We start from the raw sequence: 12,584 nt of genomic DNA, 5'->3' as shown, positions 1-12,584 counted from the left end.
CCAGGGGGAGCTGCTCTCATGGCCAGAACTCCGCCACCAGTGGACGCTTTCGGCCGTTCCGACTGAACGAGAGGAGACTCCTTCATCGCGAGGAATGGGTCAAGCGCCGCAGGGTAAAGACGATGTGCTGCTTCGTATGTATTTTCATAAATCGGCCACGCGTCCCCATGTCGCAAATTATCCAGAATTCTGTTGAGAATGCCGATGGTTTCGGCTCGACGGAATGGGAAAGCTGAAATTGTGACGGAGTACGTGGTCGAGCTGTCGGCGGCCGACGCCGAACCGGAGCTGGTCGGGGGGAAAGCCGCCGGGCTGGCCATGCTTTCGCGCGCCGGATTCGCCGTGCCCCCGGGCTTCGTCGTCACCGTCGCCGCATACCGCGTTTTCGCCGGAGAGGCGCTGCCGAGCCGGATCGGCGAACTGCTCCGCCCGGTACCGCTCGGAGACCCGGTCGCGTTGAACGCCGCGGCGTCCCGCATCCGCGAAGCCGTCGTCTCGACCCCGATACCGCAGGCCCTCGCCGGGTCGATCGTCGCCGCATATCGCCGCCTGGGCACGACGGCGCACGCCGCCGGCCGGAAGGGCAGCGGCCCACTCCCGGTGGCGGTGCGCTCCTCCGCCACCGCCGAGGACTCCGCGGAGCTCTCCTTCGCCGGTCAGCACGACAGCTTTCTCAACGTCCGCGGTGAGGCCGCGCTCCTCGACGCGCTACGGCGATGCTGGGCGAGCCGCTGGACCGCCCGCGCCCTCTCCTACGCGGCCCACCAAGGCGGCGCCACAACGCCACGAGACGCAGGCGTGGCACCGGCGATCCTGGTCCAGGAGTTCGTGCCCGCCCGCGCGGCCGGAGTGCTGTTCACCCGCGCCCCGCTGACCGGCGCCGACGACGAGATGCTCGTCAACGCGGTGTGGGGGCTCGGCGAGACCGTCGTCGGCGGTCAGGCGACGCCGGACAGCATCGTGACCGACAAGGCCACCGGCCGCACCAAGAAGGTCCTCGTCGCCCGTAAGGACACCATGGCCGTTCCGGCGGCGAGCGGCACCCGGCTCGCACCGGTCCCCCGGCGGCGGCGGCGCTCCGCCGTGCTCGACCAGGAGCAGGCCGCCGAGCTGACCCGGCTGGGCGTCGCCGTCGAGCAGCACCAGGGCGCGGCCCAGGACATCGAGTGGGCGATCCTCGACGACGGCCGGGTGGTGATCCTGCAGACCCGGCCGATCACCCGGGGTCCGGTCCGATCCCCGGCCGCGCCGGATCGCGGCCTGCCGCCGGTGCCGGGCGACGACGACTGGCCGGTCCAGGGCACCGGCAGGTCGCACGACTTCGACGTCTGGACGCGCGCCAACGTCGGCGAGGTTTGGCCCGACCCGGTGAGCCCGCTGGTCGCCTCGGTGGCCCCCGAGATCATCACCAGCGCGGTGCGGCACTCCTTCCGGTCGCTGCGCGAGCCGTTCCTGGAGGAGATCAGCTGGGCACGGCGCATCCACGGGCGCATCTACTACAACGAAGGCGCGCTGGTCCACCTCCTGGAGCACAAGCTCGGCCTGCCGCCCGGGCTCATGGACCGGGCCCGGGGCAACAGCGGGTTCACCCAGTCCAGGGAGGGCCGGGTGCACCCGTGGCGGCTGCTGCGTCACCTGCCGACGCTGGCCCGGCTGGCGACCCGGCAGCGCGGCACCGCTCGTGAGCTGCGCGCGCTGATCCCGCAGATCGACCGCTGGGTCGCCGAGTTCGACGCGCGCTCCCACGACGGCCTGACGGACGCCGAACTCTGGGCGGCGGCGCAGCTCTGGCTGACGCGGACCAGCGACGCGATGAAGTTGCAGAACGACATGAGCGGGGTCTCCCTCACCGCGATCGCCACCCTGGAGAGGCTGACGACCCGCTGGTTCGGCCGCCCCGAGATGACGTACCGGCTGATCGGGGGGCTGTCCGGGATCAGGTCGGCCGAGCTCGGTGCCGCGCTGTCCCGGATCGCCCACGCGATCCGGGAGGCCGGGCTCGTCCAGGAGGTGCTCGGCGCGGACGCCGTGACCGCGCTGTCCCGGCTGCGCGAGTTGCCGGCGGCCGAACCGGTCCTGCGGCTGCTCGACGAGTTCCTGCACCGGCACGGCTACCGGTGCGCCAACGAGTCCGAGTGGCTCCACCCGCGCTGGCGCGACGCGCCGGAGCTCGTGGTCGAGCTGCTGGCCGGCTACCTGACGCCCGGCGAGGACGACCTCGCCACGAGCGCGGCGCTTCAGCAGCGCCACCGGGCGGAGGCGCTCGCCTGGGCGAACGCGCGCCTCGGACCGGTCCGCCGGCGGATCTTCCACTCCCTGCTGTCCCGGGCACACGACTCCATCCGGCTGCGCGACAACGGGAAGGACGCGGCGATCAAGGCGTCCTACCCGGCTCGTCAGATCGCCGTGCACTTCGGCCGGCTCTGGACCGGGCGTGGCTGGCTGTCGGCCGCCAACGACGTGTTCTTCCTCACCGTGGACGACATCGTCCGGGTGATCCGGCAGGGTTCGCCCGCGGCGGCCGGGCTGGACCTCGTCGAGCTGGTCCGCCTGCGGCGGCAGGCGTTCACCGCCTGGTTCGACATCGAGGCTCCTGACGTCGTCGGCGCCGACGGCGCGCCGCTCAGCCCGTCCTCCTCCGTAGGAGACGCTCCGCCAGGGGGTGTGAGGCCCGGAGGGCGGCCTCTCATCGGGATCGCCGCCAGCGCCGGCAGCGTGCAGGGCACCGCCCGCATCGTCTCCGACCCACGGGCGGCGGCCCGGATCCAGCGCGGCGAGATCCTGGTGACCCGATCCACCGATGTCGGCTGGACAGCCGTCTTCCCGCTGCTGGGCGGCCTGATCAGCGAGATCGGCGGGCAACTCTCGCACTCGGCCATCCTGGCCCGCGAGTACGGCCTGCCCGCCGTGGTCAACGTGGCCGGCGCGACCAAAGTGATCAAGGAGGGCCAGCTGGTGCGCCTCGACGGGCTGACCGGCCAGATCCACCTCCTCGAAGGCTCGCCGACGGTGACGTCGAGCGCCCCGGGTTCGGGAGAAGACCGTTGAGGGCGGCCGGCACGATCATCCGAGCCCGCTCCGCCACCGCACGCCTGCTGCTCCGTGCGGGTGTGTCGGCCGACGCGATGACGGTGCTCGGCCTGCTCGGCACCGTGATCGGAGCCGTCGGCTTCGCCGCCCGCGGTCACCTGCTCATCGCCACGGCCATCGTGGCGGTCAGCGCGCTGTGCGACGCCCTCGACGGCATGATGGCCCGCCTGAGCGGCGGCGGCACGCGGTTCGGAGCACTGCTGGACTCGGCTGCCGACCGGATCGGCGACGGCGCCGTCTTCGCCTCACTGGCCTTCTGGCTGGCCGACAGTGGCAGGCCCCGTGCTGCCGCCGCCGCCCTGTGCTGCCTGATCGGCGCGTATCTCGTCTCGTACGTCCGGGCGCGGGCCGAGGGGCTTGGCGTGTCGGGAGAGGTGGGGTTCGCTCACCGGTACGTCAGGCTCAAGTTCGTGGGAGTGGGCGTCCTGCTCGGCGCTCTCGGGCTGGTCGGGGCCTTCGAGGTGACGCTCTGGGCGCTCGCCGTACTGTCGGCGATCACTGCGGGGCAGCGGCTGGTCCATGCCCGGCGGCAGTTCCGTGCCGTGGACGGCCTCCTCGGGACGGAAATCCTCGACAGCTCCTCCTGAACGAGCCTTTTCCGCGCGTTTCCACGGCTGCGAGATGCCGGTGTTGAGCTGCGGGTTCGTCCGGTGTGTGCTGTTCGTGGTGGTGGGTCGCGGTGGCGGGGCGATGAGTTTCGTCGGTGGGGTTGGTCAGTATGGGGGTGACGAGGACTGCTGATGAGACCGGGAACCGCCAGGCCGGCCGTGACGAGGCCAGGCCCGAATCCGATAGAGGTATCGTGTCCAGCCCACAGCTTGAGTCATCCACCACGGGTGTGAGCGCCGGCTCGCGCCGCACGCCGGCCGTGATCCGGTTGCTGGTGCTGGCGACGTTCGTGGTCGTGCTGAACGAGACGATCATGATCAACGCGATCCCGCGGTTGATGGACGCCATGCACATCACCGAGCAGACCGCTCAGTGGCTGTCCACGGCCTTCATGCTGACCATGGCCGGGGTCATCCCGATCACCGGCTGGTTCCTGCAACGGGTCACCACCCGCACGGCGTACACCACCGCCATGGGGCTGTTCCTGCTCGGCACGGCGCTGGCCGCCGTCGCGCCGGTGTTCGGGGTGCTGCTGGGGGCCCGGATCATTCAGGCGTCCGGCACGGCCGTGATGATGCCGTTGTTGATGACCACGCTGATGCAGGTCGTGCCCGAGAAGGACCGGGGGCGGGTGATGGGCAACGTCACCCTGGCGATCTCCGTCGCCCCGGCCATGGGCCCGGCGATCTCCGGCGTGATCCTGCACTTCGGGTCGTGGCGGCTGCTGTTCGCGGTGGTGCTGCCGATCGCCGGTCTGATCACGTGGAGCGGGTTGAGGCAGCTCAGGAACACCGGCGAGCCCGAGATCAGCACGATCGACTGGTTCAGCGTGGCCACGGCGGCGGCCGGCTTCGGCGGCCTGGTCTACGGGCTGAGCCGGTTCGAGGGCGGGGACTCGCGCGTGGCCGTCGCGATCACGGTGGCCGGGCTGGTCACCATCGCCGTCTTCGTCGTCCGGCAGCTCGCGCTGCAGAAGCGCGGCACGCCGCTGATGGACCTGCGCACGCTGCGCCATCGCACGTACACGGTCGCGCTCGTCCTGATGTCGGTGGCGTTCATGGCGATGCTCGGCTCGATGATCCTGCTGCCGCTCTACCTGCAGAACGTCCGGGCGCTCAGCCCGCTGGAGACCGGGCTCCTGGTGATGCCGGGCGGCCTGGCGATGGGCCTGCTCGGTCCGGCGGTCGGCCGGCTGTTCGACAACCACGGCGGCCGGGTGCTGGTCATCCCCGGCTCGATCGGGATCATGGTCGCGCTGGCCGGGTTCACCCAGGTCACGATGACGATGCCCTACTGGCAGCTCCTCGGCCTGCACGCGCTGCTCATGGTGAGCCTGGCGGCGACGTTCACCCCGGTCTTCACGCTCGGCCTCGGGGCGGTCCCACCGCACCTGTACTCGCACGGCAGCTCGATCCTTAGCACGCTCCAGCAGGTCGCCGCGGCCATCGGCACCGCGCTCGTGATCACCGTGATGAGCGCGCGGGCCGACACCCTGCGGGCCGAGGGCGTCACGCAGGCGCTGGCCAGCCTCGACGGCATGCGGCTCGCGTTCATCGTGGGCGCGGTCCTGTCGGTGGCGGTGGTGGTCACCGCGCTGCTCCTGCCGGCCCGGGCCGAACGCGCCGTCGAGCACTAGGGGGCGGTGGCGCCCAGGTAGGTGAGGACGGCCCGCACCCGGCGGTTGGTGTCGTCGTCGGCGGCGAGGCCGAGCTTGGCGAAGATCGTGGTCGTGTACTTGCTGATGGCGCCCTCGCTGAGGAACAGCCGGGCCGCGATCGCCGTGTTGGACAGGCCCTCGGCCATCAGTTCGAGCACCGAGCGCTCGCGTTCGGTGAGGGTGGCGAGGGGGTCGGCGTGCGCGGGGCGGCCGAGCAGCTTCGCCACCACCGTCGGGTCGAGGGCCGTGCCGCCGCCGGCGACGCGGGTGAGCGCGTCCATGAACTCGCCGGCGTCCAGCACGCGGTCCTTGAGCTGGTAGCCGACGCCGCCCTGGCCGTCGGCCAGAAGCTCGCGGGCGTAGAGCTGCTCCACGTGCTGGGAGAGGATCAGCACGGGCAGGCCGGGCACCTCGCGGCGGGCGGCGAGCGCGGCCTGGAGCCCCTCGTCGGAGAACGTCGGCGGCAGCCGTACGTCCACGACGGCCACGTCCGGACGGGTGGCGAGCAGCGCTTCGAGCGTGGCGGGGCCGGAGTCGACGGCCGCGACCACGGTGTGCCCGTACGCCTGGACGAGCCGGACGAGCCCGTCGCGGAGCAGGAAGAGATCTTCGGCTATGACAACGCGCACGGCACCGCCACTGAGACGCGGGTGGGTCCCCCAAGGGGGCTGTCGATCTCCAGAAGGCCGCCGAAGGCCGCCATCCGGCGCTTGATGCCGTCCAGCCCGGAGCCGGAGGACGCGGTCGCCCCGCCGGAACCGTCGTCGGTGACGGCCGCGGTGAGGGTCCGCGTGCGCGGCTCGTAGTCGAGCTCGACGGTCACGTGGGTGGCTCGGGCGTGTTTGGCCACGTTCGCCAGCAGCTCGGCGACGGCGAAGTAGACCGCGGACTCGACCGGGCGCTCGGGCCGCGCGGGCACCGAACTGCGTACGTCGACCTCGACGGGCGCGTCGAGCGCCAGGGCCCGTACGGCGTCGACCAGGCCGCGCTCGGTGAGCACCGGCGGGTTGATGCCGCGGACCAGCGACCGCAGCTCGGCCAGCGCCGCGATCGACGAGGCGCGGGCGTCGGCCAGGATCGCGCGGGCGGCGGCGGGGTCGGTCTCCAGAAGGTGTTCGGCGGCCTGCATGGACATGCCCATGCCGACCACCCGCGCCTGGGCGCCGTCGTGCAGGCCGCGCTCGATGCGTTCGAGCTCGGCGGCCTGGGTCTGGGTCAGGTCGGCGCGGATGGCCTCCAGCTCCTCCACCCGCCGCCCGAGCCGCGAGTACGGGATCGGGCCCAGGAAGCGGCGGCCCAGGAGACCGAGGACCCGCCACGCGAACGGCGCCGCGGCCAGGCCGGCGACGATCAGGGCGACGCCGTGACCCAGGAAGCCCGGCGTGAGCGTCAGGAGGACGCCGCCGGCGATCCCGACCAGCGGCAGGGCCGCGACCGGCAGCACGCTCACACCGGCGAGCAGGCACCACAGCCCGTCCCAGTGCAGCTGGGGATCGTGGAAGCGGGCGTTCATCCGGGCGCGGCGGCGGGCCTCCCGTTCGGACTTGTGGTACTCCTCGCCGTCCCACCAGTGGCCGGTGGCCATGCGGGTGACCGGCGCGGGGACGCGGTAGGCGACCTCGACGCGCAGGCCGAGCCAGCGCGCGGCGAGCCGGCGGGCGGCCTGGCTGAGGGTGCGGCTGGTCAGCGGGTGCACGCACCACAGGGCCACGGCGATCCACAGGATCACCACCAGCGTCTCCCCCAGGAGCGCCAGGGCAACGACGAACGGGGGCCCGGTCAGGTTCGCCGACCAGGAGTAGGCGAGCTTGGAGCCGCCGTAGCCGACGGCGACGCCGACGATCGGCATCAGGCAGGTGAGCAGGACCAGGACGGCCGAACGGCAGAGCCCGAGCACGATCTCGGCGCCCCAGCGCAGGGGTCCGCCCCTCGTGGGCGACCTCACCTGCCAGCGTCCTTCGGCACGACGCCAATTGTGGCAGGCTGCCCTTTTTGGCGATGTCCGGGCACCTCCTCGACCGTCCGTGGTGGGCACGTCTGTCTTCTCCGGTTCCCGGGCGGTTCCGCCCGACCTCGGAGAACGTACGATCGTGCGCCGGTCACCCGGTATCCCGCCACGCCCCGTACGACGTGGGTCCAGCCCCACCCGAGGCGACGGCGACGGCGGCGCGGACGAACGCGGCCACGGCCGGTGAGCGGGAGCCCTGCGGCCACCCCACGGCGAGCACCGACGGCGACAGGTCGGCGACCTCCCGGTAGGCGACGCCCGGCCGGGGGTGCCGCCGCGCCACCGAGACCGGGACGAACCAGATGGCGCTGCCCAGCTCCACCAGGTTGCAGATCTGCGCCAGGTCCAGGCCGGTGCGCGGCGGGCGGCGGCCCGGGGGCGGTTCGGCGCCGTCCCACTCGGCCAGGGTGCCGTCGGGCAGCGGCCGGCCGGCCAGGTCGGCCACGGACAGGCGGGGACGGGCGGCCAGCGGGTCGGCGGCCGACAGCGCGACCAGGCGGGGCTCGGTCAGCAGGGGCTCGGTGTCGAGGTCGCGGTCGTCGAAGGGGGTGACCAGCAGCGCGACGTCGGCCCGGCCGTCGCGCAGGGCCGGCGCCTGCTCGTTGCGCCCGCCCAGCAGCAGCTCGGCCGGGAGCGCGGCCTCCTCCTCGCGGTAGGCGGCGAGGATGCGGGGCAGCAGCCCGGCGTCGTAGTCGGCCTTGAGCGCCACCCGGAGCCCCGGCTCGGGACGGGCCGCGTGCCGGACCCGGCGGGCCGCCGCGGTGACCGCGTCGATGGCGATCCTGGCGTCGCGCAGGAAGATCTCGCCCGGCGGGGTGAGGGTGACCTGCCGCGTGGTGCGCTCCAGCAGGCGCACGCCCAGCCGGCGTTCCAGCTCGCGGATCGCGCGGGACAGCGGGGGCTGAGCCATGCCGAGCCGCGCGGCGGCCCGCCCGAAGTGCAGCTCCTCGGCCACGGCCACGAAGTAGCGGAGCTCGCGGACCTCCAGGTCATTCATATCGGCAGGGTATCAATGGTGATCGGATCGGTCCTTCAGGTTCGCCGCCGTGCTCGGTTGACTGGCCGTGCCCCCCAGTACGACACCGTCGATTTCCCCTGGAGTTCTCCATGATCGTCATCACCACGCCCACCGGCCGGATCGGCCGGCAGGTCCTCGGCCTCGTCCTGGCCGCGGACGAGCCGGTCCGCGTCGTCGTACGGGACCCCGCCCGCCTTCCGGCGCCCGTACGCGAGCGGGTGGAGGTCGTGCCGGGGTCGCACGGCGAGGCGCGCGTCGTCGAGGAGGCGTTCGCGGGCGCCGACGCCGTGTTCTGGGTCGTCCCGCCGAATCCGCGGGCCGCCGGCCTCGACGCCGCCTACCTGGACTTCACCCGGCCGGCGTGCGAGGCGTTCGTGAGCCGAAGCGTCGGCCGGGTGGTCGGGGTCTCGGCCCTGGGCCGCGGCCTGCCCCTGGACGCCGGTCTCGTGACGGCCTCGCTGGCCATGGACGACCTGATCACGGGCACGGGCGTGCACTACCGGGCCCTGACGCTGCCTTCGTTCATGGACAACCTGCTCGACCAGGCGGCGGTGATCAGGGACCAGGGCGTGTTCTTCTCCCCGGTGCACAGCGACCTCAAGGCCCCCGCCTGCGCCACCCGCGACATCGCGGCGGTGGCCGCCGGGCTGCTGCTCGACCGTGGCTGGACCGGGCGGGCCGACGTCCCCGTGCTCGGGCCGGAGGATCTGTCGGGCGAGGACATGGCGCGGATCATGTCCGACGTGCTGGGACGGCCGATCCGGCTGCGGCACGTGCCGGTGGCGGCGTTCAGGGCCATGATGGTCGAGCAGGGCAGGTCGGAGGCGATGGCCCAGGGGATGGCCGACATGATGGAGGCCAAGAACCGGGGCCTGGACAACGCCGAGCCGCGTACCCCGGAGGCCACCACGCCCACCGGTTTCCGCCAGTGGTGCGAGGACGAGCTCAGGCCCGTCGTCCTGGGCTGAACGTGCCCCTTGTACGCGGCACCGGCGCGGCGTAGCGTGACTGATGACCAGATTTCGTATCTAGTCACGAGGTGTGGCGATGGTCGAAAGGGCGGACCGGATCCTCGACGCCGCGGGCGAGCTGCTGCTGCGTCACGGGTACCGGAGGGTCACCGTCGAAGACATCGCGGGCCGCGCCGGAGTGGGTAAGGGCACCGTCTACCTGCACTGGCGGACCAAGAACGAGCTGTTCGAGGCGCTGCTCCTCCGGGAGTCCATCGAGGTCGTGGAGGAGTCCGCGGCGATGTTGCGGCGCGACCCCACCCAGGTGCTGCCCCACCGCTTCTCGCGGGCGGCCTTCGTCTCCATGAGCCGCAGGCCGCTGCTCCAGGCGCTGTTCACGACCGACTTCGAGCTGCTGGGCAAGCTGGCCAAGCATCCGCTGCGCAGCCACGACCTCCTCGCCTCCCAGCGGTTCCAGCAGGTGGCCGACCGGTACGGGCTGCTCAGGGCGGACATGCCGCACCCCCGGTACACGCTGAGCGCCGCGTCCACGGGCTTCTACCTGATCAACGGCGTCGACGCCACGGGGTCGGAGCTGAGCGTCGAGGAGCGGGCGGACGCGCTCGCCTTCACCGTGCGCCACGCCTTCGAGCCCGCCGAGGAGCCGTCCGCCGAGGTGCTGGAGGCGGCGGCGGCGGAGTACGTCGCGATTCTCGAGGAGCTGATCCCGCCCTACCGCAAGTGGATCTACGACTAAGGAGAGGCGATGTCCGACATCGTCGAACGGTACAAGATCTCCAAGCAGCACTTCTGGTTGCACGGGCCCCGATCGGGCCCGTCCGTCGAGTACGACGCCGCCGCCGGGATGTACAACGTCCACGGCTACCAGGAAGTGCACGACGTTCTCGGCGACCCCACCACGTTCTCCTCCGACACCATGCGGCTGGTCCCCAAGGGGCTGCTGCCGCAGGGCGACGAGATCTCGCTGGAGGGGTTCATCACCCAGATCGACCCGCCGGAGCACGGCAAGCTGCGCAAGCTGGTCAGCAGCGCGTTCACCCGCAAGGTCGTCGCGGACCTCGAACCGCGCATCGCCGCCGTCACCCACGAGCTGCTCGACGCGACCGAGGGCCGCGACCGCCTGGAGCTGGTGACCGACCTGGCCTACCCGCTCCCCGTCATCGTCATCGCCGAGCTGCTGGGGGTGCCGAGCAGCGACCGGGCCCTGTTCAGGAAGTGGGCCGACGGACTGTTCCAGCGCGACGCCAAGGTCTCGCTCGCCGAGCCCACGGAGGAACAGAGCGCGCAGGTGGCGAGCACCCTCAAACCGTGGCGGGAGATGACCGAGTACCTCGCCGGGCACTCCGCCGAGCGCCGGGCGCGGCCCCGCGCCGACCTGCTCACCAAGCTGGTCGAGGCCGAGGTGGACGGCGAGCGCCTGCCCGACGACCAGGTCGTCAACTTCGCGATGGTCCTGCTGCTCGCCGGGCACATCACCACGACGATGCTGCTCGGCAACACCGTGGTCTGCCTGGACGCCTTCCCCGACCAGCAGGACAAGGTGCGGGCCGACCGCTCCACGGTGCCGGCCGTGATCGAGGAGTCGCTGCGGCTCTTCACCCCGTTCTCCGCGCTGGGCCGGTCGACCACCCGCGAGGTCGAACTGGGCGGGGTGACGATACCGGCCGACAAGATGGTCATGCTCTGGCTCGGATCGGCCAACCGGGACCCCCGGCAGTTCCACGACCCCGAGGTCTTCGACGCCGGCCGCGATCCCAACCCGCATCTCGCCTTCGGCCGCGGCATCCACTTCTGCCTGGGCGCCCCCCTGGCCCGGCTGGAGGGACGGGTGGCGCTGAACATCCTGCTCGACCGGGTCGAGGTCCTGCGCACCGACCCCGACGACCCGGTGCTCTTCATCCCCACGCCGACCATGACGGGGGTGAGCCGGCTACCGCTCGTGCGGTGAGCCGCCGTCCGCGGAACGCACAGGCCGGGTGATGGCGGCGCGGGCGGTTCCCGTCCTCGGCAAGGGCGGGCTCAGGAGGCGGCAAAGTGCCGCGCGTTGCCGTGGGCGTCCTGCTCTGTGGGGGCCAAGGTGGCTTGTTCACCTTCGTCGCAGCACAAGAGGGGACGATCCTGGCTATGGGCGGCAAGCAGCGGAAGCTGGAGCTGAGCGGGCCGCAGATCGTGGGAAGCGCCCTGGCCGCGGTCACCGCCGCGGTCGCGGCCTCGTACCTGGGCACGGCGGGGACGGTGATCGGGGCCGCGATGATGAGCGTGGCCAGCACCGTCGTCGCCGACGTCTACACGCATTACCTCAAGCGCACCGGCGACAAGGTGAAGCGGCGCACGGCGGTCGCCCTGCGCGGCCACCCGGCCCTGCCCGACCCGCCCGCCGCCCCTGCCCCGCCGGGCCCGCCCGTCGCTCCCGCCGCGGCGCAGATCGTCAGGGGGAAGGGGGGCAGGAGGCCCCGGTGGGCCAGGGTCTGCGGGGCGGCGGCGCTGGTGTTCACCGTCAGCATGGGGAGCATCGTGATCTACGAGCTCGTCGCGGACCGCACGGTGGCCGACCAGGTCGCCGGACGCACCTCGGGCGAGGCCGGCAGGGCGCCGGGCAGGAAGGACCGCCGGGACGGGCGGGCGGTCGGCGAGCCGCGGCACGAACGTCCCGCCACCCGGCAGCCGAGCCCGACGCCGTCACCCGGGCCGTCCACAGGGCCGTCCGCGACGCCCAGCCCGTCGGCGCCCGCCACGGTCACGCCGACGCCGACGCCCGGCGGGACGGGCACCACCGTCCCGTCCCCCGCGCCCACGCCGGACGCCGGCCCTTCGGAGCCCAGCCCCACCTCCTTCCCCTCGCCGACCGGCCACGACCCGACCGACGCGCCCGACCAGAGCTTCCCCGACCTCCTCTTCCGCTGACCATTCCGCCGCCCCTTTCGGTGGCCGGTGGGCCGGGGGGTAGGGGGTTAGGGCTTTGTGGTTAGGCGGGTTTGGCGGTCAGGTGGTCGTCCAGGAGGCAGGCGGCGCCTTCGCCGTCGAACCAGCCCGGCACCCACGAGTGGCGGTCGGGGCCGAGGTGGGTGAGCCAGATGGACTTCCGGAGCGTGCCGTCCTCCTCGATCACCTCGTTGACGACGTCCCAGGCCCGTACCTTGCCCTTGTGCGCGTCAAGCAGTCGATCCCAAGTGGCTTCCAAGTAGGCGTTCCTAGCCTTTGTCGTGACTTGAGTGGAGGGGCAGGTGGGCC

Annotated in this window: 11 protein-coding genes; 7 read left to right on the top strand and 4 right to left on the bottom strand. The window is 72.4% G+C overall.

The window, feature by feature from the left end; all coding sequences use genetic code 11:
* The first annotated feature begins 240 nt into the window (after positions 1-240).
* The 3 genes from AB0J97_RS03415 (at position 241) to AB0J97_RS03405 (ending at position 5,335) form a co-directional block, all read left to right on the top strand.
* Positions 241-3,048, top strand: coding sequence for a PEP/pyruvate-binding domain-containing protein (locus AB0J97_RS03415; protein ID WP_364083886.1), 2,808 nt, complete (start codon positions 241-243; stop codon positions 3,046-3,048).
* Positions 3,045-3,677 carry a phosphatidylinositol phosphate synthase gene (gene pgsA, locus AB0J97_RS03410; RefSeq protein WP_364083883.1) on the top strand — a complete coding sequence of 211 codons (633 nt, stop codon included), beginning with the start codon at positions 3,045-3,047 and terminating at the stop codon, positions 3,675-3,677. The genes AB0J97_RS03415 and pgsA overlap by 4 nt, the downstream gene beginning before the upstream one ends.
* Positions 3,678-3,928: 251 nt before the next feature.
* Entirely contained in the window at positions 3,929-5,335 is a 1,407-nt protein-coding gene (locus AB0J97_RS03405; protein WP_364083880.1) for an MDR family MFS transporter, read from the top strand.
* Here the strand turns inward: AB0J97_RS03405 and AB0J97_RS03400 are convergent.
* The 3 genes from AB0J97_RS03400 to AB0J97_RS03390 all read right to left on the bottom strand — a co-directional run bounded on the left by AB0J97_RS03400 (position 5,332) and on the right by AB0J97_RS03390 (position 8,361).
* Positions 5,332-5,985, bottom strand: a complete 654-nt coding sequence (locus tag AB0J97_RS03400) for a response regulator transcription factor (RefSeq protein WP_364083877.1) — start codon at positions 5,983-5,985, stop codon at positions 5,332-5,334. The two genes, AB0J97_RS03405 and AB0J97_RS03400, sit on opposite strands and share 4 nt — an antisense overlap.
* A complete protein-coding gene (locus AB0J97_RS03395; protein WP_364083874.1) occupies positions 5,970-7,301 on the bottom strand; it encodes a histidine kinase in 1,332 nt (443 codons plus the stop codon). Before AB0J97_RS03395 ends, AB0J97_RS03400 begins: the two co-directional genes overlap by 16 nt.
* Positions 7,302-7,455: 154 nt before the next feature.
* Positions 7,456-8,361: a LysR substrate-binding domain-containing protein gene (locus AB0J97_RS03390; RefSeq protein WP_364083871.1), complete on the bottom strand. Its 906-nt coding sequence runs from the start codon at positions 8,359-8,361 to the stop codon at positions 7,456-7,458.
* A 110-nt stretch (positions 8,362-8,471) separates the two neighbouring features.
* Here AB0J97_RS03390 and AB0J97_RS03385 point away from each other — a divergent pair, with 110 nt between their 5' ends.
* The 4 genes from AB0J97_RS03385 to AB0J97_RS03370 all read left to right on the top strand — a co-directional run bounded on the left by AB0J97_RS03385 (position 8,472) and on the right by AB0J97_RS03370 (position 12,257).
* Positions 8,472-9,350, top strand: coding sequence for an NAD(P)H-binding protein (locus AB0J97_RS03385; RefSeq protein ID WP_364083868.1), 879 nt, complete (start codon positions 8,472-8,474; stop codon positions 9,348-9,350).
* A 79-nt stretch (positions 9,351-9,429) separates the two neighbouring features.
* The gene (locus AB0J97_RS03380; protein ID WP_357702111.1) at positions 9,430-10,089 is read left to right on the top strand and encodes a helix-turn-helix domain-containing protein; all 660 of its coding nucleotides are present in this window, start codon (positions 9,430-9,432) and stop codon (positions 10,087-10,089) included.
* A gap of 9 nt (positions 10,090-10,098) precedes the next feature.
* Complete coding sequence (locus AB0J97_RS03375) at positions 10,099-11,301, top strand: cytochrome P450 (RefSeq protein ID WP_357702109.1); 1,203 nt, start codon at positions 10,099-10,101, stop codon at positions 11,299-11,301.
* A gap of 176 nt (positions 11,302-11,477) precedes the next feature.
* Positions 11,478-12,257 (top strand): hypothetical protein, encoded by a 780-nt coding sequence (locus AB0J97_RS03370; protein ID WP_364083864.1) that lies wholly within the window; start codon positions 11,478-11,480, stop codon positions 12,255-12,257.
* Between the two features lie 61 nt (positions 12,258-12,318).
* Here the strand turns inward: AB0J97_RS03370 and AB0J97_RS03365 are convergent, their stop codons facing one another.
* Positions 12,319-12,534: an endo-1,4-beta-xylanase gene (locus tag AB0J97_RS03365; RefSeq protein WP_364083861.1), complete on the bottom strand. Its 216-nt coding sequence runs from the start codon at positions 12,532-12,534 to the stop codon at positions 12,319-12,321.
* Between the last annotated feature and the right edge of the window lie 50 nt (positions 12,535-12,584).

Source organism: Nonomuraea sp. NPDC049607 (assembly GCF_040675375.1).
GTDB lineage: Bacteria > Actinomycetota > Actinomycetes > Streptosporangiales > Streptosporangiaceae > Nonomuraea.
The sequence above is the reverse complement of the archived record's forward strand: the minus strand, read 5'-3'. Positions and strand labels throughout refer to the sequence as shown.

Excerpts from the sequence above, each read along its gene's own strand:
- AB0J97_RS03390 (WP_364083871.1), bottom strand. The coding sequence starts at position 8,361 with ATGAATGACCTGGAGGTCCGCGAGCTCCGCTACTTCGTGGCCGTGGCC.
- AB0J97_RS03385 (WP_364083868.1), top strand. The coding sequence starts at position 8,472 with ATGATCGTCATCACCACGCCCACCGGCCGGATCGGCCGGCAGGTCCTC.
- AB0J97_RS03380 (WP_357702111.1), top strand. The coding sequence starts at position 9,430 with ATGGTCGAAAGGGCGGACCGGATCCTCGACGCCGCGGGCGAGCTGCTG.
- AB0J97_RS03375 (WP_357702109.1), top strand. The coding sequence starts at position 10,099 with ATGTCCGACATCGTCGAACGGTACAAGATCTCCAAGCAGCACTTCTGG.
- AB0J97_RS03370 (WP_364083864.1), top strand. The coding sequence starts at position 11,478 with ATGGGCGGCAAGCAGCGGAAGCTGGAGCTGAGCGGGCCGCAGATCGTG.